Consider the following 20,637-nt stretch of genomic DNA (forward strand, 5'->3'; position numbering starts at 1 on the left):
CTTTAAGCAGATGAATTGACTCGTTGTTTCTTTCTTACAATAATATTGTATGAAGGAGAGGAGGAAGGAAGATGGAAGCTTATTTTAGTGCGTATCCATTAAAACCATTTATTCCATACTCAAGACAACATGCCATTATATTATTTATTGTGTTGGTGGGGATAATTTTTCTGTATCAATACCAAGATGTATTACGTCAAAGTGAGTGGAATATAACGGTTCGATATGCGATTGCATTTCTATTTGTAGGAAGTGAGATTGGACTTCATATGTGGGAATGGAAAGCGGGTATTTTTGAGCTAGGCACTTCATTACCGTTTGAGTTATGTACGATAAGTTTATTGTTAGCGTCGATTATGATTGTAACGAAAAGTTATCGAATATATGAGATTGTATTTTTCACAGGAATTATTGGTGCCTCACAAGCCATTTTAACGCCAAACGTGCAATATGCTTTTCCGCATTTTCGTTTCATTGAGTTTTTTATCGCACATATATTGCTCATTTGGGCACCGCTCTTTATGACTTGGGTGGAAGGATATCGTCCAACATTACAATCTATTAAGCGTACGATGATATTTTTAAACATCTTAATTCCTATCGTTTCGTTTGTGAATTTTAAAACAGGTGGTAATTATATGTTTTTAGCTCATAAGCCAGAAACTGCTTCATTACTTGATATGTTAGGTCCGCATCCTTACTATATTATTTCATTGGAGATTACGGCTTTGATTGGATGTTTTATTTTGTATATGCCGTTTGCGAAAAGAGAAAAGCATGTGCATACGGAATCGCTGGGATCATAACCTAGCGATTTTTTATGTTTGAATATTTACAATTCAGAAAATTGAGAATAAAATTGAAGGGTAAATCATAGAGAGAGAAGGGGAAAAATGGTCAAAAAAGTATTTTTGAATGGGATGGAAATGACGATTCAATTTATTATTTCGATTTTGGGGATTATTTGTTTAGGGGCACTGCCGAAATTATTTTATGGATTTGAGCTGCATGTATCAAAGTACATAAAGAGTTTAAAAGAAGTATTTTTGAACTTAATGGATCTCTCCAATTTGCAATATGTGAGAGATAAATTTTTATTCCCACAGTTGTTTGTCCATTATAAAGAAACGATTGTTATTTTTTTGGCCGCTTTTTTCATTTCATTATTTGTAGCATTTTGTATCGTTTATATGATTATGAGTAGTTCACCGCGTATACAACATCGAATTAAATCATTTCTTATCTTCCTAGAATCCATTCCAGACATTCTTCTTATTTTAGTGTCACAAATTTTAGTTATATGGTTTTTTAAACAAACAGGTTTTTTACCTTTTCAAATTGCGTCAATCGGAGGCGAGTCGATTAGAGGATTGCCAATATTTTGTTTGAGTATACCGACTACGATTATGTTTGTAAAAATGTTAGTGCTTCGTTTTGAAAATGAGCTGGAAAAAGATTATGTACTATTTGCTAAAGCGAAAGGGCTGGATCGCTTTCATATTTTAAATCGTCATATTTTACGAAATGTGTTGCTTAGTACACTTTTCTTTGCGAAAACGAATGTTTTTTTTATGTTATCTAATTTATATATTATAGAATGGATTTTTAATACGGGTGGTATTTTTATGTTTTTGAAATCGTATGAGGGTATTAGGGTTGAGGTTTTCATCGTTAGTGTGCTGCTTATTTATATTCCAATTTTTATTTTATTTAAATTGTTTCATTACCTCATTCCAGCTGCGATGAAGGAGAGATTATAATATGTGGACGTATATAAAACGCGATAAAAGGTTTTGGATAAGCATTGGGTTTCTTCTCATATTAGTTCTTTTGAGCATCGGAAATATGATATGGAATGATGGACAGATTAAAAAAGTTACACTGCAATATGATGCGTCAGGAAACCCAGAAGTGCCACCATTTTCACCTTCATTACAATTTTTACTCGGGACAGACCGGAAAGGATATGACCTTTTACATTTAGTCATTGAAGGCGCGAAGTGGACGATTGGTATATCTATTTTAATTGCGGCACTTAGAATGGTAATAGGTGTGTTTTTCGGTGTTGTACTCGGAACATATATAAAAAGAGGCTTTTCAAAGATTGAGGCTTTTTTTGATAGTTTCACAGTTATTCCGACGGTTATGATTGCGTATTTCTTTCTTCAATCTGTGAATAGATTTGGAAGTGGAGAGGAAACAACAACTTTTTTTGAAAGGGCTTCGTTTCAAGTTGTATTACTTGTAATGCTTGTGATGCCAGTTATTGCACTGTATGTTGCGAAGGAAGTTCGTAAATTACAAACGGAAGAATTTATTGATGCCGCGCGCATATTAGGTGGATCAAGAAGACATATTGTTATAAAGCATCTTTTTCCGCACCTATATATGACGTTTATACTTGTATTTCTTCAGCAGTTTACGCAGACTCTTACTATTTTACTGCACTTAGGGTTACTGGAAGTATTCTTTGGCGGAACTGTTAAGTTTTTAGGACCGGTAGAAGAAATAGACTCTTACACACATGAATGGTCAGGTTTAATTGGAGTTTATTTTAGATCATTAACAGTGCATCCGTGGATTCCTCTCGTTCCAATTACATTTTTTGGACTTACTATCTTTTCAGGAAATATGATTGTGAAAAGCATAGAAGAAGCGATGATGAAAGTAAGGTTAGGCGGTGAGATAAAGAAGACAGATGTAGAAAAGGAACAACCTGCTGTGCAGTCAAAAGAAGAGCTATTTACGTTTAAACATACGATGTGAAAATAAAAAAGAAGCAAGCATAATCAATGCTTGCTTCTTTCTATTTTGCAGAAACTTCACCTTCAGCTTCTGTTTGCGGAATAAAGTATCCGATTATACCACCGATTATTGCCGGAACGATCCAGCCGATTCCTAAGTTATAAAAAGGAATAGTGTGTACGATATTAGCGATAAAGTTTGGAATCATTCCCACATTATCAAGTGCATGAATACAGCTAATAATGAATGCCGCGATCATCGCTCCGATATAGACAGAAGGTTTACGTTTCGTATATTTATCAATAAATGATATGAAAATTAAAATGATGGTAATTGGATATAAAATAATTAATACAGGTAATGTAATTTTAATTAATAAGCTTAAGCCTAAGTTTGAAATGATGAAGCTAAAGATACAAACGTATAGTACCAGTTTCTTGTATGAAACATTCGTTAACACTGTTGCGAAATAGTTTGCGAATGCACTTACAACACCGATTGCAGTCGTTAAACAAGCAAAGATAATTGCGATACTTAATAAAACATTCCCGCTTGTCCCAAAGAATTGATACATAACAGTAGCTAATAGCTGACCGCCGTTTTCAAATTGTCCTAAGTTTCCGTTTGAAGCGCCAATATAACCGAGTAAGAAATAAACAATTGTTAAGAAAAGGGCAGCAATGCTTCCGCAAATAATTGTATATTTCGCAATGGATTTCTTATCTTGTATACCGTTTTGGCGAATTGCATTTACAACAATTGTTGATAATACGAGAGCCCCGATTGCATCTAATGTTAAAAAGCCTTCGAGAAATCCTTTGAAAAATGGGATTTCTTTATAGTCACCAACAGGTTCTGCGAACGATCCTGGTGAAAGAATCGCCTTTGTTGCCATAATTGCAATAATTCCAAGTAAAATTGGCGTTAATATTTTTCCGATATGATCTACTAGTTTGGATGGATTTAATGATAAGAAGTAGACGACTGTAAAGAAAATCGCACTAAAGACTAACATAGAGTACCATTGATCCGGGAAGAGTGGTGCGATTCCAATTTCGTAAGATACAGTTCCAGTTCGTGGAATAACAAATAGTGGGCCGATTGAAAGATAAATAATGATAGCGAATACTGCTGCGAATTTTGGATGAACACGGCTTGCTAAAGTATTAAAACTACCACCAGCAAGGGCAACAGCCACGATAGCTAGTAAAGATAAACCGACGTCCGTAATAATAAATCCTGTAATGGAAACCCACATATTTTCTCCGGAAGAAAGACCAAGAAGGGGCGGGAAAATCATATTACCAGCACCGAAGAAAACTGCGAATAGTAGTAAACTAATCGAAAGTATTTGCGCTGGTTTTAAAGTTGTACGCATATAAAGAAAATCCTCCTAATGAGTGTTTTTGTCGAAAATTCAAATAATTTGTCGAGTAACTGTTATTATTTTAAAGGTCTGATGACTAGAAAGCAAGAGGGAATTTTAAAAATATTTTAAAATAATGCGTAAAATTGAATAAATATACTATTTATATGTTAATGAAGGAAGGATTTGACTTTTAACGTAAAAAAACACATATCGCTAGGATATGTGTATTAAAAATAAATTTGCCTATCACGTTCTTCTTTTAAAATTTCTACAGCCTCTCGGAAACGTTGAGAATGGACAATTTCTCGTTCGCGTAAAAAGCGTAAGCTATCATTTATATCGGGATCGTCTGATAAATCAATTAGCCATTGATAAGTCGCTCGTGCTTTTTCTTCAGCTGCAATATCCTCGTATAAATCTGCGATAGGGTCTCCTTTTGCTTGAATGTAAGTAGCAGTAAAAGGAACACCACCTGCATTATGATAAAACAAAGCGCTGTCATGATTCGCATAATGCGCGTCTAATCCGGCAACTTTCATTTGTTCAGGTGTTGCATCTTTTGTTAATTTATAAATCATTGTAGCAATCATTTCTAAATGGGCGAACTCTTCTGTACCAATATCAGTTAGTAAGCCAACGACTTTGTCAGGAATAGTATAACGCTGATTTAAGTAGCGAAGAGCAGCAGCTAGTTCGCCGTCCGCACCACCGTACTGTTCAACTAATAATCTTGCGAGTGCTGGATTACAAGTACTCACTTTAACAGGATATTGTAATTTTTTTTCATAAATCCACATAGTTTCTCTCCTTTATCCCACTATTTGCGGGCAGTAAGACTCCCACCTCAAAATTCGGCTGGAGCAAAGAAGTTGGGTGGAAGCCCTGCTGCCCGTAAACGCTCGATTGGTGAAGGCTAATAATCAGTGGGGGATGAACAAAACCCCCACTGATTAAAGTTTCACTTTATATTTGCCATGGCCAAGGGCCTTTGCTCCATTCCCATGGAGCGTTAGAATAACTGTTTCCAAACTGCTGAAGTGGTCCGTATCTTTCTTCAATTTTTTGTTTTAATACTCTTCGTTTATAAGAAAAATCGTTGAATTGATTTATAGCTGCAGTATCGTCGGGATGCGTATCTAAATAGAGAGTAAGTTCAACTAATACAAAGTCTAATTCTTGCAGTTCTTCAATCCATTTGTAATATTCATCAGGCAATGTTTGTGTCACGTTTTTATTCACCGTCCTTTTTTGTAAGGATTTTCATAATAATCATAAAAAGCAGGCCATAAAGTCCCTTTTCTTAAAGCCTCTTTTGGTGTGAATTGGGGTAAATTAGTTGGTTGGAAACCCATATATAAGTGCGGGGGAGTTGAATAATATTTCTTTCCAATTGGAGGACAAGGATCGTTTGGACCATGATAAGGTATGTAGGATTTCATGAATTTATCCATGTTACACTCCTCCTTTATAAATGAAATATTCATCACTACGTATTATATTCGTACATAATTGCAAATTATGACTCATATAGAAAACTAAGAGGGACAGGGGGAGTACGGATGGAAAGTATTACAACATGCATTGTATTAGAATCCAAAAACTTAAAGGAAACATTATATTTTTATGAAGGAATTTTAGGTTTTAAACCGAGCGAGGAGAGACCACAATTACGTGTAACAGGTGTTTGGTATGATGTTGGTTCAACGAGAATTTGTTTTGTTGTAAACAGGGGACTGGGAGAGCATAGAGAGACTGTTATATCATCAGTGAAGGAACTATTGTTAAAAACTACAAATATCGAGCGGTTAAAGAAAAAGTTAGAGTTTTATCAAATATCATTTGTAGAAAAGCGCCGCGGTGAAGAAGTTAGAATAATATTTCATGATCCAGATGGTTATACACTCCAATTAATTTCAATAGAGAACATGGAAAAGAGCCTTTTACAATGTAATAATCTGAATAGCGAATGAAAAAAATATTGACAAGCCCCTCCAAATATCTTAATGTGATTGTATAAAATTGTGTATATAAAGGGGAGTAACTTATTACAGTAAAGTCGTCATTACAGGGAGAAACCCTCGGCTTTATTGGCAACGATTCGTTGTTAGTGAGACCTTTACCAGCAATGGTAAAGGCCCCTTATTGTCTTTTTAGGACCCTTACCATATTTGGTAGGGTCCTTTTTGTATACAAAGAGAGGAGATAGAAAATGAAAAAACTTATTAGTAGATTAAGAGTTGTATTTCATGTCCGCCGTTTTGTTCCGTTCCTATTTGACTTTTTTACTTCAAAAGAGGTTTCCATAAAGAAGAAAATTTTATCTATTGCTTTTTTAGTTGGGTATGTTGCTATGCCACTCGATTTAATTCCAGACTTCTTACCGTTTATCGGTATTTTAGATGATATTGGAATTGTGTTATTCATTTTGAATCGAATCGTAAAGATGGCGCCAGTTCAATTGCAAGAAAAGCATAATGTGAATATAGGATAGGGGTTAAAAGTATGGAGCAAATTATTTTAGATATAATTGAGTATTTAAAGCAGTTTTCTTATTTTGGAGTTGTGTTAGCTTTAACTTTTGAGTTTATTCCAGCAGAGGTAGTTTTGCCGCTTGTTGGGTATTGGGTGTACGAGGGAGATATGAATTTTTGGCTTGCGGTGTTAGCCGGAACACTTGGTGGAACGACAGGACCATTAACGTTATATGCGCTCGGTTATTACGGCGGGCGCCCTGTATTGGTGAAATACGGTAAATATTTCTTCATTAAAGAAGAACAAATTCAAAAAGCAGATGATTTCTTTGAGAAATATGGACCGGTTGTAGCATTTGTTGGACGCTTCGTCCCGGGAGTTCGAACGCTTATTTCCATTCCATGTGGTATGGCGAAAATGAACATATGGAAATTTAGCATATATACATTTGTAGCAATGTTCCCGTTAACGACTTTGTATATTTATTTTGGAATGAAATTAGGTCCGCATTGGGAAAAAGCAGCGGGTGTTGTTGGACAATATATGTTACCTATATTAGTGGTCGTTCTTATTGTTGTAGGTAGTATCTTTATCTATAAATTTATGAAAAAACGAAACAAAACGGAATCTATCTAGTTATTAGCACTGAGTTTTGATTAATTTTTGAAAATAGATGAATAGTACAGGCAAAAGACTCTAAAGGACATACACATATAGGGAATATTAAAAGAGAGAGGGGAAACAACTATGTCTTGTGAGTGCTCAGGGTCAGCGTTAACTTGCTGTCCAGATAAAAATTATGTGCAAGATAAAGTGTGTAGTCCGTGGTCTGCTACTGTAGTTGCAACAGCAATTGATAATGTTCTCTATACAAATAATATTAACCAAAACGTAATTGGTACTGGTTTTGTTAAATATGATGTTGGACCAGGCGCGATTACCGTAGAAGCACTTGATTCTGCTGGGAATACAATTGATACACAAACGTTAAACCCAGGAACGAGTATTGCTTTTACGTATCGCCGCTTTGATAGTATACAAGTTGTATTACCTGCAACACCTGCTGGAACGTATCAGGGAGAATTTTGTATTACGACACGCTATTCACTTTCGTAGAAGAATAGGAGAGGATCGAAATGGGAATGAGAAGCTCCAGTTTGTCTTGTTGTTCTAATAAAACACTTGTGCAAGATCAAGTATGTGCAGACTGGTCAATTACAGGTGCGGGTACTCAAATTGTATATACGAATAATCTTACACAAGAAATATACGGTTCAGGTTATGTAAAATATGATACAGGTGCGAATCCAATTACAGTGGATTTTTTAGTAGGTGCTACAGTAGTCGATACGATTACTGTACAACCGCAAAGTAGTGGTACTTTCACAGTGAGGCACTTTACTACTGTTCGAATTACAACGACGGGAACGACTGTTAATCAAGGAGAGTTTTGTATTACAGTACGTTACTCAATTTCATAAAAAGGCATACCTTAAATGGTATGCTTTTTTGAATAGAGGGAGTAATGAAATATTTATTTTATAAGCAACATGTAAATTGGCAACAGTACTTGCCTTCTAAATATAGAGAAGGATTACTTTGTATATTAATAATACTGACGGATTGTAAATCTTTACCCATATAAGATATTGTATTACCAGGAAATACAGTGAAAATATTGGTTACTGCTCCGACGATTTGAATTGTAATTACTTCGGTGCTACTAGTACTATTGTAAAACGAGACAGTACTTGATATAAGTAGTATCCCATCACTTTGCCACAGTATCATCGATTGTGATGCATCTTTAGTAGAGAGAATGGTGTCATTAGTTATGAGGAAGTTCCCAGCAAATTCATTTGTTACTAGTTCACAATGGGGATTCGGAGGAGGGGATGGTGGACAAGGGTCTGGGCAAATGATAGATAAGGGAGCGAAACAGCCGATATTTTTTTTGTTTTTCAAACGAACCCCTCCTTTGCAAGTTTTTCTTTTACTATTATTAAATGTAAAAGCATGGCCGATGTGTTAAGAATGGCCGAAAAAATTAAAAATTATGATTGTCTAATAAGCTTAAAACCTTATATTAGTTTTTATTATATAGAAAAGATTATATGTAAAGGGACATTAGAAAAGAATGATTATACTCTTTTAGACAAAATGTGGTTGTTTACAATAATACAAGTAATGTTGGAGTTAATAATTAATTAACTGTATATTTACAAAAGTCTAATAAAATTAATTTGTCATTCAAACGGAGTTAATATGTTTTCGTTACAATAACCCTTGTAATTAATCAATTATTATGAGGAGGATTTACGTGGAAAGAACTGCTTTAAGAAAAGTAAAAGGACTTATTGGATTATTAATGGTTTTTGTATTAGCATTCGTGTCATTTCCGTGGAGTGCGTCGGTTAAAGCGGAAGATAAAAAGCAAGAAAAGGCACCAAGTGAGAAGAAAATCGTTTTTCCAGTTGTAAGTGATGTGCATATTAAAGATAGTGGAACAGATGATACGTTCCGCTGGAAACGAGCGATTGAGCAATTTAATACGCTTGCACCAAAGCAAGATGCGTTTGTCATTGTAGGTGATTTTACTGATTCGGGTTCAGTAAAGCAATATGATCGTTTCATGCAAGTGTATAACGAAAATGCAAATAAAGATGCGGTACGAATGAATTCTCTTGGTAATCATGATTATTGGAACGGCTTATCTGTAGAGGGAGCACAGAAGCGTTTCTTAGAAAAGACAGGAATGGAATCGATTTATTATCATAAAGTGGTAAAAGGGTATCATTTCCTTGTTATGTCTCCAGAGGATGGTACAACACATGGCTATTATTCGGACAAGCAAATTAATTGGTTAAAAGAAGAAATGGCAAAGGCACAAAAAGATGATCCAGAAAAACCGATTTTTGTGTTTTTACATCAACATATTAAAGATACAGTGTACGGTAGTCAAGAATGGGGAACGAAAGATAGTGCAAAAATTAATGCGGTATTAAAAGAATACCCACAAGTAATTACGTTTTCAGGTCATTCACATTATCCGTTAGATGATCCGAGATCGATTCATCAAAAAGACTTTACGTCTGTTGGAACATCTTCTGTAAGCTATATGGAAGTTGAAGGCGGTAAAGTACAAGGGAATATCCCCCCAGGAGCTAGCACATTAAGTCAAGGTTTATTAGTAGAAGTAGATGATAAAGAAGTAACAATTAATCGCCGTGATTTCCATACAAATTCTTGGACAGGCGAGCCATGGAAAATTCAGTTGCCATCAAAGAAAGAAACATTTACGCATGTAGAAGATCGTGATAAAGAAAAGCCATCTTTTGCGAAAGATGCGAAATTGTCAGTATCAAATGTAACGGAAAACGCAGCAACAGTAACATTCCCACAAGCGGTGGACAACCTTCTTGTTCATTCTTATCGTGTACAAGCGAAGGATAAACAAACAGGTGAGATTAAAAATAAGTTATTAGCATTCTCAGAGTTTTATCGTGATCCAGTTCCAAAAGAACTTACATTTACACTTGCAGGATTAGATGGCGGGAAATCATATACACTTGAAGTAGTTGCGATTGATTCGTTTGGCAATGAAAGCGCGCAGCCGTTAACGGCTGAAATTACTACGAAAAAAGATAATATTGATCCGAATGTAAAAGTGCCAAAGGCAGACGTTTTTGATGTGAATTTCTTAGATGGTACATTTAAAGATAACTCACCGTTTGGAACAAAAGGTGATGTGAAAGGGAATGTATCTATTGAATATGATAAAGCGTTGAAAACAAATGTAATGAAATTAAATGGAAAAGCAAATACATTTGGGTATCTTCCATTTTCAGCAGCACAAAAAGAAAAAGTAGCAAATTCATTTACGTTAGAAACTGTATTTTCAATGAATGAAATTCGCGGACAAGGTATTTTGCAAAATACAGAGAGTGGTGGAATTGGTTTTGAGTCTACAGGAAGTGGCTATGTAGAATTATGGGCTCATATTGGCGGAAGCTATAAACGTGTTGGCGTTCAATTAGAAGCAAACAAAACGTATCATTTAACAGGAACGTATAACGGAAGTGAAGTAGCAATTTATGTAGATGGTAAAAAAGTAAATAGTCAGCCAGCTAGTGGGAAAGTGTATCATCCGAACGTGCCATTTGCACTTGGTGCAGATCCAGACAGCAACGGAAATGGCGGTATTCCGTTAAATGGACAAATTGCATTAGCAAAATTATATAGTAAAGCATTAAGTTCTTCAGAAGTAGTAGCAGCATATAACGAGTTTTCTAATCGTACAAAATTAGAGCAAGTAAATGCGTTATATGAAGAGATTGCGAAAGTGAAAGAAGTATTGGCAGGTACTTATGAATTTGGTGAAAAGCCAGGTCAATATTCACAAGAAGCTTTTAATGAATTACAAAAAAACTATGACAATGCTAAGAAAGTGTTTGGGAATATGACAAGTACAGGTGAGCAATTTGTTCAAATGTATAATGAATTAAAAACAGCAAACCAAACATTTGTACAATCAAAAGTGGCAGAAGAACAGCCAAAAACACCGAAAGAAAAATTACAAGTGAATGTTGAAGCTGCAAAAGCAGTAGTGAAAAAAGCACAAGCTGCAAATGTAACGGACGGTTCAGTGAGATCATTGAGCCAAAAAATTACAGTTGCAGAAGCTGTATTAAAAGATGTGAAAGTAAAAGATGCACAGGTAGAAACGATGAATCGTACGTTAGAGCACGCTATTTCACTTGTTGAAAAAAGCATCAACAAGTAAGGTATAAGAAAAAGAAGCTTATCATGATAGGCTTCTTTTTTGTTATACTAAAAGTAGTATAGAAAAAGGGAGCGAATAATTTGGAAGAGAAAAAGCTAAAAAGAATTCTTGAATATGTATGGATCGCCGTTGTGCTCCTTGTAGGATATTATTTATTAAAAGATAAAAGTATATGGGTTCTATTTTTAATGACATTTGTATTAGCGGGATTAGGAACGCTATTTATTAACTTTTTCTTTGATAGTTTGAATGCATGGAGAAAGAAAAAGAAAGAGGCGAAGTAAGGGAGAAGAAGTATACAAAAGTTGCAGGTTATGTACGAGCTTGCATCGGTATATTTTTCCCGCTATTAACGGGCAGTAAGACTCCCACCTCAAAATTTGGTGAATACGAGGAAGGTAGTGGGGAGACAACTGCCCGTAAGAGCCCGATTGGTGAGGGCTAATAATTAGTGGGGGATGGACAAAACCCCCCACTGATTAAAGTTTCACTTTATCGTTTTACAAGCGTTAACGAAAAAACATAATAGAACGTGAAAATAGCTCGCCTTTATTATAGGCGAGCTATTTTTTATGCTTCTTTTTTCTCATCATTTGTTTTTTCAGTAGCTAAATGACTATGTTTTCTAGAGTAGAAGAAGTAGACGCATAAACCGACTATAAGCCAGACTGCAAAGCTGATCCATGTCGTTTTAGACAAATTAAGCATTAAATATAAACAACAAATAATAGCGACAACTGGTAGTGCAGGTACGAGTGGTGTACGAAAGCCTCGTTTTAAATCAGGATGAGTTTTCCGTAAAATAAGTACAGCAAAGCAAACGAATGTGAAGGCTGTTAACGTACCGATGTTTACTAAATTTGCTAGTAAATGTAGGTCTAAAAGTCCTGCTAATAAAGCTGCAAATACCCCAGTAATCCATGTGTTTAGTAAAGGGATTTTTACTTTTTTATTTACGCGTGATAACGCTTTCGGGAGTAAGCCGTCTCGGCTCATTGCATAAGAAACACGAACTTGTCCATACATAACGACCAAAAGAACGGTTGTCATTCCTGTCATCGCACCAACTGCAAGCAGCCCCGCAATAGTATCTTCGCCAACGAAATGTAGTGCAAATGCAACTGGATCAGAAACATCTAATTGCGTATAAGGAACCATACCTGTTAAAACGAAAGATACGATCATGTATAAAACTGTACAAATAAGAAGGGAACCGATAATGCCAATTGGTAAATCACGCTGCGGTTTTTTCGTTTCTTCTGCCGCAGTTGCGATTGCATCAAAACCTAAAAAGGCGAAGAAGACAGTGGCAGCACCAGTAATAATACCGTCGTACCCGAATGGAATGAACGGTGTCCAATTTTCAGGCTTTACATATTTTGCGCCTGCTATGATAAAGGCGATAATAACTGCTAATTTTATAAGGACCATAATATTATTAATGCGTGCGCTTTCGCGTATACCAAAACTTAAAAGCCCAGTAATGAGAAGTAAAATACAAACAGCCGGTAAATCAATGAGACCACCTTTTCCTGTTCCGGGGGCCGAGGAAATAATGGCGGGAAGGTGTATATTGAACCCTTGAAGCAATGATTGTAAATATCCAGACCAGCCAACAGCTACGGCTGCAACTGCGAGTAAATATTCGAGCATTAAACACCAACCAACGATGAAGGCGACAACTTCTCCTACGGTCATGTATGCATAAGTATAAACACTTCCTGAGACTGGTATAGAAGAAGCGAATTCGGCATAACAAAAAGCTACACAAGCACAAGTAAATGCAGCAATAAGGAATGATAGCATAATACCAGGACCAGAATGTTTTGCTGCTACAATACCTGTTAATACAAAAATCCCTGTCCCAATTACGGCGCCGATTCCTAAAAACGTTAAATCGAGTGCCGTTAATGTTCTATCTAGCTGCCGTGGTGATTCAGTACTAAGCGCTTTTTTTCGTAATAATGACTTCACTTTGAACTCTCCTCCTTTAGTTTTCATCTCCATAACTGCGAATATAGTACGAGCCCATCGGAAAAGAGTACGTAAGTGAATGTAGGTACAGTTATGGTATGTAGTTTTTTGAAATTTCTGGATTAATTTTATTACAATTCAGAATATTTTGTCAAATAAAACTTTAACAAATAAAATGCCGGTTGTAAGGAGAAACTATGTGCAGAAATAGATGCAGGTTAACAAAAAGGTTTACTTTATCCCGCTATTTGCGGGCAGTAAAACTCCCCCTCAAAATTCGGCTGAAGCAAAGAAGTTAGGTGGGAGTCGGGCTGCCCGTAAAAGCCCGATTGGTGAGGGCTGATAATCAGTGGGGGGATGAACAAAACCCCCACTGATTAAAGTTTCACTTTATATAGTAGGAGAAGATGCTATGTTATTTTATTTTGAACTTGTCGTCATTTTACTTTGTACGAAATTAGCTGGTGACATTAGCGTTAGACTCGGTCAGCCTTCTGTGCTCGGTAAATTAATTGTTGGTATTATTATCGGTCCTGCTGTGCTAGGTATTATAAATAGTTCTGAACTTATCGATGAACTTAGTGAAATAGGTGTTTTGCTACTGATGTTTATGGCGGGACTTGAAACAGATTTAGAAGAGTTAAATCGGAATTTAAAATCTGCATTCGCAGTAGCGATGGGAGGAATTATTTTCCCATTCCTTGGTGGGTATTTAGCAGGACTTGCGTTTGGAATGTTACAGTCGCATGCGATCTTTTTAGGTTTATTACTTTGTGCCACTTCGGTTAGTATTTCTGTTCAAACACTAAGAGATTTAGGAAAAATGAATACGAGAGAAAGTACGACGATTTTAGGGGCAGCTGTATTTGATGATGTAATTGTTGTTATTTTATTAGCATTTGTGATGAGTTTTTTAGGTACACAAGATGTAAATGTAACGCTTGTCATTGCAAAGAAAATTATCTTTTTTGTAAGTATTGTTTTCATCTCTTGGAAAGTTGTTCCATGGATTATGAAAATGCTCGTACCACTTCGCGTAACAGAAGCGTTAATTAGTGCGGCTCTTATTATTTGTTTCTCTTTTTCGTATTACAGTGAAATGATGGGAATCGCAGGTATTATTGGAGCATTTGCAGCAGGGATTGCGATTTCGCAAACAGAGTATAAGCATGAAGTGGAACATAAAATTGAACCGATTGCTTATGCGATATTTGTACCGGTGTTCTTCGTAAGTATTGGAATGGAAATTACATTTCAAGGTATCGGAAGCCAGCTTTGGTTCATTATCATCATGACGCTTATTGCGATTTTCACAAAGTTAATCGGCTCAGGTTTAGGAGCAAGATTAACAGGGTTTAATTTACAATCTTCTATTAGTATTGGTGCAGGGATGGTGTCGCGCGGAGAAGTAGCGCTTATTATCGCAGCAAATGGACTTACGGCGAATTTATTAGCGAAAGAAAATTTCACAGCTATTGTTATTGTTGTTATATTGACAACGATTATTACGCCGCCACTTTTGAAGAAGTATTTTGTATAGAGAGAAAAGGCTTATCTGATGTAGGTAAGCTCTTTTTTTATCGCAAAAAAGCAATGGTCATGTAGCGTGAATAGGTTGTAATTATGGTGAAATTTACGCATATGTTAGGGGAAGGAGAGAAATAGATGGAGAGTACGAGGGGGAAAGTTATAGGTGTAGTTATACTTTTTTTACTGTGCATACTATTTATCGTAGGAAAAAAATCAAAAGTGAAAGATTTTCCGGTTTCTATTTTTTTCCTATTCGGTATGGGAAGCTTGAAAGCATTTAAGCTAGTGATCGTTCATGAATTAACAATTGTTGATTATTATATTAATGATTTTTCAGTGGTGAATAAAGAAGATGAATCGTATGAATTGTTTAAGAAGGTGACAATATGTTAGAAAATTTATCTACAGAACATCGCAATGAAAAGACGATGAATTTAGATGAGATGAGCATAAAAGAAGTTTTACAAAGTATGAATCAAGAAGATCGAACTGTTGCGTTAGCAGTTGAAAATGAAATAGAAGAAATTGAAAAGGTTGTACAAATTGTTATTAAGTCTTTTGAAGAAGATGGACGATTAATTTATATTGGGGCTGGTACGAGTGGTCGTTTAGGCATTTTAGACGCAGTGGAATGTCCCCCGACATTTGGAACAGATGACAAAATGGTTCAGGGATTTATAGCAGGTGGATTGAAAGCGTTTACCAAGGCGGTAGAAGGTGCTGAAGATCGTGAAGAGTTAGCGGAAGAAGATTTAAAAAGTATTGGATTAAACGAGAAAGATACGGTTATTGGAATTGCAGCAAGTGGCAGAACACCTTATGTAATTGGCGGATTGAAATACGCAAATAGTGTGGGAGCGAGTACGGCGAGTATTTCCTGTAATAAAAATGCTGAAATAAGTAAATATGCAAAACTAAATGTGGAAGTGGAAACAGGCGCAGAAATATTAACAGGCTCAACGCGTTTGAAGGCTGGAACAGCGCAAAAACTAGTACTGAATATGATTTCTACAGCGTCTATGATTGGTGTAGGGAAAGTATATAAAAACTTAATGGTAGATGTTCAATCTACAAATGAAAAATTGGTAGAACGCTCAAAACGAATTATTGTTGAAGCGACCGGCGCTAGTTATGAAGTAGCTACAGAGTATTATGAAAGAGCAGATCGAAATGTGAAAGCTGCAATCGTTATGATATTGCTACAGTGTGAGTATGGGGAAGCACTGGAGAAATTAAAAGAAGCGAAAGGATTTGTGAAGAAGGCACTTTAAACTCTGGGGAGGGGGATTCTATTATGAAGAAAGAAGAGATAATGGCGAGTAGGATTACGGAGCAACTTGGGGGAGTAAAAAATATTCGTGGCATTGCTCATTGTATGACGAGGTTACGATTAACGCTTCATGATGAAAGTAAAGTGAACATGGACCTTTTGAAAAAGGTTGAAGGCGTTATGGGTGTGATTGAAGATGAAACACTTCAAGTTGTCGTTGGTCCAGGAACGGTAAATAAAGTAGCAGCTGAAATGGAAGTTTTAACAGGACTCAGAATTGGTGAAGTGGCAGATCATCACCTTGAAGATCTCGGCCGGGAGATAAAGTCAGATATGAAGAAGAAAAATAATACACCAGTGAAAAACTTTTTAAGAAAAATAGGAAGTATTTTCATTCCGTTAATACCTGGTCTTGTCGCATCAGGAATTATAAACGGGGTTGCTAACTTTGCGAAAAATGCAGGTGCTGACCCGAATGCAACATGGCTGCAAATGTTACTTTTAATTGGCGGCGGTATCTTTACATTCTTAGGTATTTTAGTCGGCTGGAATACAGCGAAAGAATTTGGAGGGACACCAGTTCTTGGGGCAATTGCAGGTATTTTAATTTTCAACCCAGCGATGGCGAATGTAAAATTATTCGGTGAAGCGCTCGTACCCGGACGGGGCGGATTATTTGCAGTTATTTTTGCAGCATGGCTTATGGTTGTAGTTGAAAGACAAGTTCGAAAAGCAGTGCCAAATGCAGTTGATATTATCTTGACACCACTCATTACTGTATTAGTGGTAAGTATAGTAACGATGTTAGCAATTCAGCCAGTTGCAGGTTTCTTATCTGAAGGAATTACAAGTGGAATTAATGCTATCTTAAATATTGGCGGAGCATTTGCCGGAGCTGTGCTTGCCGGAACATTTTTACCTCTCGTTATGGTCGGATTGCATCACGGTTTAACACCGATTCATATGGAATTTATTAATCAAACGCACGTAACGCCTTTATTACCAGTACTAGCAATGGCTGGCGCTGGGCAAGTAGGAGCAGCGATTGCGATTTATGTAAAAACAAAAAATAAACGCCTTCGTAATGTGATTAAAGGTGGATTACCAGTAGGATTTTTAGGAATTGGCGAACCGTTATTATACGGGGTTACATTGCCACTTGGGAAACCGTTTCTTACTGCTTGTTTAGGAGCGGCTGTCGGTGGTGCATTCCAAGCAGTTATGAAAACAGCCGCACTCGGAATCGGCGTATCAGGATTATCATTAATTCCGTTAATTGCTGATAATAAATATTTATTATATTTCCTTGGATTAGTAGTTGCATATACTTTCGGATTCATCTTTACGTACTTCTTCGGCTTTAAAGAAGAAATGGCAGAAAACATATAGAGAAAGGGATTCCTTTCTCTTTTTTTATATTAATAGAAGGAGAGATTTATATGATAGGAATTTCAATTTATCTTTCAAAAGAGCGAGTAGAGAAACAAGAAGCATGGGTAAAACTAGCGAAAGAAAACGGATTTTCATCTATTTTTACATCTCTTCACATTCCAGAAGATGATCCGAATACGTATCAGGAGTTAATTCAAATACTTGGGAAACAAGCTCTCGAAAATGAAATGGAATTAATGGTTGATGTCTCTCCAAAATCGTTAAACCATTTAGGAATAACATATGAAAATGTGGAAGAATTATTGGAGTGGGGCATTACTGGTTTACGAATGGACTACGGCATTGCGCCAAAAGAAATTGCACGCGTATCTCATAAGATGAAAGTGGCTTTAAATGCGAGTACGATTACAGAATCATTTTGGAAAGAGTTACTTGCAGAAAATATACAAGTAGAGAATATAGAAGCATGGCATAATTTTTACCCGCGTCCAGAAACAGGACTAGCAAAGTCATTTTTACAAAAACAAAATAAGTATTTACATGATTGCGGAATAAAAACGATGGCATTTATTCCGGGAGATGGTGAAAAACGAGGTCCTTTATATGGAGGTTTACCAACGTTAGAAAAGCACCGCAATATGCGGCCACTTGAAGCGTATTTAGAACTTGTTCAAGAGTGTGACGTCGATAAAGTGCTAATTGGAGACATAAGCACGAGTCTAGAAAGTGTACAAGAAATCGCGATGGCGCGTAATGGGATTATTCCAGTGCGATATGAGCCATTTACAAATGAAATGGAAGTATTGAAAGTGGTAGAGAAAGTACATATGAACCGGCTTGATCCAGCACGTGATGTCATTCGCTCTGTCGAATCAAGAGAAGGAAATAAAGTTGTATTACAACCGATGAATACAATTTCAAGAAAGAAAGGTAGTATTACAATTGATAATGAATTGTACGGTAGATATGCTGGGGAGATGCAAATTGTTATAAGTGATTTACCTGAAGATGGGAAAGTGAATGTTGTTGGAATGGTGATTGAAGAAGATGTGTCTTTATTGTCTTATATAGGCGCTGGGAAAAATTTTCAACTTATTCTAAGTAATAGAGCGAAAGCTTGAATTAGCACTATTTTGTAAAAAACATTATCCGCAAAAGGGGTAATGTTTTTTGGTTTCTTTAAAAAAGTATTTGACGAATGAAAAGAAATACCGTATTGTTTTGTCTTGTGAATAAATGTTCACCATAACAAAACAAAAAAAGGAGAGTTCAGAATGAATCAATATATTGGTAATTTAATTATTCGTATCGTGTTAGGAGTTACGTTTTTTGCACACGGTTTAGCAAAGTTTCAATCAGGTATCGATAACGTAGCAGGATGGTTTACAAGCATCGGCTTACCAGGTGGTCTTGCATACGGCGTAGCAACAGTTGAATTAGTTGGTGGTATATTATTGATTATCGGTTTAGGCGTGAGGTATGTAGGATTGTTATTCGCTCTTATTTTGGCTGGAGCTATCGTAAAGGTAAATGGAGCAGCAGGCTTATTAGGAGATGGAAAGAATCCGGGATATGAATTAGATCTTGCATTATTATCAATGGGTGCGTATTTATTCGTTGTAAAAGCAGAAGGATATGTAGATCGTTTCTTAAAAGAGAAAGTAATGAAAACGAAGTAAATTTCATTTTTTAAGTGTTGACTTGACGACTTGGTGTAACTATAATGATTACATCAAGTCGATTAGTAATAAAATGATTCGTATATTTTTTTATTCAAGTTGTAACTAAATTAGTTACAACTTGAATAAAGCTTAAAGAATAAAGGAATATAAAAGAGTAAATAAAAGTGGAGGAAATAACATGTCAAAATTACATTTAGAGGTTTTTACAGGATCTGAGCAAGCATTTCAAGTTACATCCACAATTGTATACGGAGAAAAAGATGCAATTCTTATCGATGCACAATTTTTATTAAGTGATGCACATCGTTTAGCAGCTCAAATTATTGAAACAGGAAAGAATTTAGCTCATATTTATGTAACTCATTTCCATCCAGATCATTATTTTGGATTAAATGTATTACATGAAGCATTTCCAGAAGCAAAGATTGTAGCGTTGCGAAATACAGTAGAAGATATTCGCAATACGTTTGAAAAGAAAGTGGAACAATGGAAACCATCTATTGGGCATAATGTTCCTCATCAGCCAATTGTTCCAGAAGTGTTAGAGGGAGATAAGCTTACGTTAGAGGGAAATGACTTAATCATTAAAGGTGGTCTACAAGGTGATACACCTAATAATAGTTACGTATGGATTCCGTCATTAAAGGCAGTAGTTACAGGAGATATCGTGTATAACAATACTTTCGCATGGACGTTAGAAACAGATGCTGAAGCTCGTCATAAATGGTTAGAAACATTAAGTGAAATTGAAAATCTTCATCCTGAAATTGTTGTAGCTGGACATCGTGATTATGATGCACCAAATACAGCAGATGCGATTAAGCATACTCGTAAATATTTAGTAGCATTTGATGAAGTTCTTGCAGGAAATCTTTCAAGTGAAGAAATTCAAACGGCAATAAAGGAACGATTCCCGCACGTTAAAGCGTTAGAAATTGGACTTGTTTTAGCGGCAAACGCATTTGGGGTGAAAAAATAATGGTACAAAAAACAAATTTAGAAATTGTTCGAAGCACATATGAAGGACCATCTTCTTCAAATGCAAAACATTTAGCGGAAGCTCTCTCTGAAAAAGTAGAGTGGACAGAGGCAGCCGGTTTTCCGTACGGTGGAACGTATATTGGTGTAGACGCAGTAATGGAAAATGTATTTAGTCGTTTAGGATCAGAATGGGATAATTATAAAGCGAGTGTAAATACGTACCATGAAGTAAACGGAAAAGATGTAATCATTGCTGAAGGTATGTATTCTGGAGTTTATAAAGAAACGGGAAAATCATTTGAAGCAGAATTCGTTCATATATGGCAGCTTGAAAATGGAAAAATCATAAAATTCAAGCAATATGTGGATAGTTATATTGTGCGAGCAGCGATGAAGGTTTAAAATGAAATAAGGAAACAAATGGAATCGGCTGTGCGCA

25 protein-coding genes are annotated in these 20,637 nt (G+C 36.0%); 19 read left to right on the forward strand and 6 right to left on the reverse strand.

Going from position 1 to position 20,637, the window contains the following annotated elements; translation table 11 throughout:
- The first annotated feature begins 71 nt into the window (after positions 1-71).
- The 3 genes from NSQ47_RS24725 to NSQ47_RS24735 all read left to right on the forward strand — a co-directional run bounded on the left by NSQ47_RS24725 (position 72) and on the right by NSQ47_RS24735 (position 2,766).
- The gene (locus NSQ47_RS24725) at positions 72-806 is read left to right on the forward strand and encodes a YwaF family protein (protein ID WP_002159175.1); all 735 of its coding nucleotides are present in this window, start codon (positions 72-74) and stop codon (positions 804-806) included.
- Positions 807-893: 87 nt separating this feature from the next.
- Positions 894-1,760, forward strand: coding sequence for an ABC transporter permease subunit (locus tag NSQ47_RS24730; protein WP_131232347.1), 867 nt, complete (start codon positions 894-896; stop codon positions 1,758-1,760).
- 1 nt (position 1,761) lies between these two features.
- On the forward strand, positions 1,762-2,766 hold the full coding sequence (locus NSQ47_RS24735; RefSeq protein ID WP_016103806.1) for an ABC transporter permease: 1,005 nt from the start codon (positions 1,762-1,764) through the stop codon (positions 2,764-2,766).
- A gap of 40 nt (positions 2,767-2,806) precedes the next feature.
- Here the strand turns inward: NSQ47_RS24735 and brnQ2 are convergent, their stop codons facing one another.
- From brnQ2 to NSQ47_RS24755, 4 genes are all read right to left on the reverse strand, one after another.
- Positions 2,807-4,123: a branched-chain amino acid transport system II carrier protein BrnQ2 gene (gene brnQ2, locus NSQ47_RS24740; RefSeq protein WP_341038168.1), complete on the reverse strand. Its 1,317-nt coding sequence runs from the start codon at positions 4,121-4,123 to the stop codon at positions 2,807-2,809.
- A gap of 218 nt (positions 4,124-4,341) precedes the next feature.
- Positions 4,342-4,911 carry a spore coat protein CotJC gene (gene cotJC, locus NSQ47_RS24745; RefSeq protein WP_199692872.1) on the reverse strand — a complete coding sequence of 190 codons (570 nt, stop codon included), beginning with the start codon at positions 4,909-4,911 and terminating at the stop codon, positions 4,342-4,344.
- Positions 4,912-5,077: 166 nt separating this feature from the next.
- Complete coding sequence (locus NSQ47_RS24750) at positions 5,078-5,341, reverse strand: spore coat protein CotJB (protein WP_000194952.1); 264 nt, start codon at positions 5,339-5,341, stop codon at positions 5,078-5,080.
- Positions 5,342-5,349: 8 nt separating this feature from the next.
- A complete protein-coding gene (locus tag NSQ47_RS24755; protein WP_000357172.1) occupies positions 5,350-5,565 on the reverse strand; it encodes a spore coat associated protein CotJA in 216 nt (71 codons plus the stop codon).
- 108 nt (positions 5,566-5,673) lie between these two features.
- On the opposite strand from NSQ47_RS24755, the gene NSQ47_RS24760 reads away from it, so the two are divergent.
- From NSQ47_RS24760 to NSQ47_RS24780, 5 genes are all read left to right on the forward strand, one after another.
- A complete protein-coding gene (locus NSQ47_RS24760; protein ID WP_341038169.1) occupies positions 5,674-6,084 on the forward strand; it encodes a VOC family protein in 411 nt (136 codons plus the stop codon).
- Between the two features lie 239 nt (positions 6,085-6,323).
- Complete coding sequence (locus NSQ47_RS24765) at positions 6,324-6,605, forward strand: YkvA family protein (RefSeq protein ID WP_000733843.1); 282 nt, start codon at positions 6,324-6,326, stop codon at positions 6,603-6,605.
- A gap of 11 nt (positions 6,606-6,616) precedes the next feature.
- A complete protein-coding gene (locus tag NSQ47_RS24770; RefSeq protein WP_002203339.1) occupies positions 6,617-7,222 on the forward strand; it encodes a DedA family protein in 606 nt (201 codons plus the stop codon).
- Positions 7,223-7,333: 111 nt separating this feature from the next.
- Complete coding sequence (locus NSQ47_RS24775) at positions 7,334-7,702, forward strand: DUF3992 domain-containing protein (protein WP_078179854.1); 369 nt, start codon at positions 7,334-7,336, stop codon at positions 7,700-7,702.
- Positions 7,703-7,722: 20 nt separating this feature from the next.
- Positions 7,723-8,067, forward strand: a complete 345-nt coding sequence (locus NSQ47_RS24780; RefSeq protein ID WP_002169096.1) for a DUF3992 domain-containing protein — start codon at positions 7,723-7,725, stop codon at positions 8,065-8,067.
- Positions 8,068-8,125: 58 nt separating this feature from the next.
- Here the strand turns inward: NSQ47_RS24780 and NSQ47_RS24785 are convergent, their stop codons facing one another.
- Positions 8,126-8,509: an S-Ena type endospore appendage gene (locus NSQ47_RS24785; RefSeq protein ID WP_341038259.1), complete on the reverse strand. Its 384-nt coding sequence runs from the start codon at positions 8,507-8,509 to the stop codon at positions 8,126-8,128.
- Here NSQ47_RS24785 and NSQ47_RS24790 point away from each other — a divergent pair.
- From NSQ47_RS24790 to NSQ47_RS24800, 3 genes are all read left to right on the forward strand, one after another.
- A complete protein-coding gene (locus tag NSQ47_RS24790; protein WP_254866011.1) occupies positions 8,421-8,618 on the forward strand; it encodes a hypothetical protein in 198 nt (65 codons plus the stop codon). The two genes, NSQ47_RS24785 and NSQ47_RS24790, sit on opposite strands and share 89 nt — an antisense overlap.
- 288 nt (positions 8,619-8,906) lie before the next feature.
- Positions 8,907-11,369, forward strand: a complete 2,463-nt coding sequence (locus NSQ47_RS24795) for an FN3 and LamG domain-containing metallophosphoesterase family protein (RefSeq protein WP_341038170.1) — start codon at positions 8,907-8,909, stop codon at positions 11,367-11,369.
- Between the two features lie 80 nt (positions 11,370-11,449).
- The gene (locus tag NSQ47_RS24800; RefSeq protein ID WP_002159163.1) at positions 11,450-11,653 is read left to right on the forward strand and encodes a hypothetical protein; all 204 of its coding nucleotides are present in this window, start codon (positions 11,450-11,452) and stop codon (positions 11,651-11,653) included.
- A gap of 286 nt (positions 11,654-11,939) precedes the next feature.
- Here NSQ47_RS24800 and NSQ47_RS24805 read toward each other — a convergent pair whose 3' ends face one another.
- Positions 11,940-13,343, reverse strand: a complete 1,404-nt coding sequence (locus NSQ47_RS24805) for an amino acid permease (RefSeq protein ID WP_199692868.1) — start codon at positions 13,341-13,343, stop codon at positions 11,940-11,942.
- 412 nt (positions 13,344-13,755) lie between these two features.
- Here NSQ47_RS24805 and NSQ47_RS24810 point away from each other — a divergent pair, with 412 nt between their 5' ends.
- From NSQ47_RS24810 to NSQ47_RS24845, 8 genes are all read left to right on the forward strand, one after another.
- Complete coding sequence (locus NSQ47_RS24810) at positions 13,756-14,883, forward strand: cation:proton antiporter (RefSeq protein WP_088062062.1); 1,128 nt, start codon at positions 13,756-13,758, stop codon at positions 14,881-14,883.
- 125 nt (positions 14,884-15,008) lie between these two features.
- Positions 15,009-15,266: a hypothetical protein gene (locus NSQ47_RS24815; RefSeq protein ID WP_341038172.1), complete on the forward strand. Its 258-nt coding sequence runs from the start codon at positions 15,009-15,011 to the stop codon at positions 15,264-15,266.
- Positions 15,260-16,144 (forward strand): N-acetylmuramic acid 6-phosphate etherase, encoded by an 885-nt coding sequence (gene murQ, locus NSQ47_RS24820; protein WP_341038173.1) that lies wholly within the window; start codon positions 15,260-15,262, stop codon positions 16,142-16,144. The genes NSQ47_RS24815 and murQ overlap by 7 nt, the downstream gene beginning before the upstream one ends.
- 23 nt (positions 16,145-16,167) lie before the next feature.
- Positions 16,168-17,532: a PTS transporter subunit EIIC gene (locus tag NSQ47_RS24825; RefSeq protein ID WP_341038174.1), complete on the forward strand. Its 1,365-nt coding sequence runs from the start codon at positions 16,168-16,170 to the stop codon at positions 17,530-17,532.
- 50 nt (positions 17,533-17,582) lie between these two features.
- Positions 17,583-18,656, forward strand: coding sequence for a DUF871 domain-containing protein (locus tag NSQ47_RS24830; protein WP_341038175.1), 1,074 nt, complete (start codon positions 17,583-17,585; stop codon positions 18,654-18,656).
- Positions 18,657-18,809: 153 nt separating this feature from the next.
- Positions 18,810-19,214, forward strand: coding sequence for a DoxX family protein (locus tag NSQ47_RS24835; protein ID WP_001077751.1), 405 nt, complete (start codon positions 18,810-18,812; stop codon positions 19,212-19,214).
- Positions 19,215-19,395: 181 nt separating this feature from the next.
- On the forward strand, positions 19,396-20,196 hold the full coding sequence (locus tag NSQ47_RS24840) for an MBL fold metallo-hydrolase (protein WP_341038176.1): 801 nt from the start codon (positions 19,396-19,398) through the stop codon (positions 20,194-20,196).
- Positions 20,196-20,600: a nuclear transport factor 2 family protein gene (locus NSQ47_RS24845; protein ID WP_341038178.1), complete on the forward strand. Its 405-nt coding sequence runs from the start codon at positions 20,196-20,198 to the stop codon at positions 20,598-20,600. The genes NSQ47_RS24840 and NSQ47_RS24845 overlap by 1 nt, the downstream gene beginning before the upstream one ends.
- Positions 20,601-20,637 lie beyond the last annotated feature (37 nt).

The organism is Bacillus sp. FSL R10-2780 (assembly GCF_038006125.1).
Taxonomy (GTDB): Bacteria; Bacillota; Bacilli; order Bacillales; family Bacillaceae_G; genus Bacillus_A; species Bacillus_A cereus_U.

Coding starts and splice junctions, on each gene's coding strand:
- NSQ47_RS24725 (WP_002159175.1), top strand. CDS start 72: ATGGAAGCTTATTTTAGTGCGTATCCATTAAAACCATTTATTCCATAC.
- NSQ47_RS24730 (WP_131232347.1), top strand. CDS start 894: ATGGTCAAAAAAGTATTTTTGAATGGGATGGAAATGACGATTCAATTT.
- NSQ47_RS24735 (WP_016103806.1), top strand. CDS start 1,762: ATGTGGACGTATATAAAACGCGATAAAAGGTTTTGGATAAGCATTGGG.
- brnQ2 (WP_341038168.1), bottom strand. CDS start 4,123: ATGCGTACAACTTTAAAACCAGCGCAAATACTTTCGATTAGTTTACTA.
- cotJC (WP_199692872.1), bottom strand. CDS start 4,911: ATGTGGATTTATGAAAAAAAATTACAATATCCTGTTAAAGTGAGTACT.
- NSQ47_RS24755 (WP_000357172.1), bottom strand. CDS start 5,565: ATGGATAAATTCATGAAATCCTACATACCTTATCATGGTCCAAACGAT.
- NSQ47_RS24760 (WP_341038169.1), top strand. CDS start 5,674: ATGGAAAGTATTACAACATGCATTGTATTAGAATCCAAAAACTTAAAG.
- NSQ47_RS24765 (WP_000733843.1), top strand. CDS start 6,324: ATGAAAAAACTTATTAGTAGATTAAGAGTTGTATTTCATGTCCGCCGT.
- NSQ47_RS24770 (WP_002203339.1), top strand. CDS start 6,617: ATGGAGCAAATTATTTTAGATATAATTGAGTATTTAAAGCAGTTTTCT.
- NSQ47_RS24775 (WP_078179854.1), top strand. CDS start 7,334: ATGTCTTGTGAGTGCTCAGGGTCAGCGTTAACTTGCTGTCCAGATAAA.
- NSQ47_RS24780 (WP_002169096.1), top strand. CDS start 7,723: ATGGGAATGAGAAGCTCCAGTTTGTCTTGTTGTTCTAATAAAACACTT.
- NSQ47_RS24790 (WP_254866011.1), top strand. CDS start 8,421: ATGAGGAAGTTCCCAGCAAATTCATTTGTTACTAGTTCACAATGGGGA.
- NSQ47_RS24810 (WP_088062062.1), top strand. CDS start 13,756: ATGTTATTTTATTTTGAACTTGTCGTCATTTTACTTTGTACGAAATTA.
- NSQ47_RS24815 (WP_341038172.1), top strand. CDS start 15,009: ATGGAGAGTACGAGGGGGAAAGTTATAGGTGTAGTTATACTTTTTTTA.
- murQ (WP_341038173.1), top strand. CDS start 15,260: ATGTTAGAAAATTTATCTACAGAACATCGCAATGAAAAGACGATGAAT.
- NSQ47_RS24825 (WP_341038174.1), top strand. CDS start 16,168: ATGAAGAAAGAAGAGATAATGGCGAGTAGGATTACGGAGCAACTTGGG.
- NSQ47_RS24830 (WP_341038175.1), top strand. CDS start 17,583: ATGATAGGAATTTCAATTTATCTTTCAAAAGAGCGAGTAGAGAAACAA.
- NSQ47_RS24835 (WP_001077751.1), top strand. CDS start 18,810: ATGAATCAATATATTGGTAATTTAATTATTCGTATCGTGTTAGGAGTT.
- NSQ47_RS24840 (WP_341038176.1), top strand. CDS start 19,396: ATGTCAAAATTACATTTAGAGGTTTTTACAGGATCTGAGCAAGCATTT.
- NSQ47_RS24845 (WP_341038178.1), top strand. CDS start 20,196: ATGGTACAAAAAACAAATTTAGAAATTGTTCGAAGCACATATGAAGGA.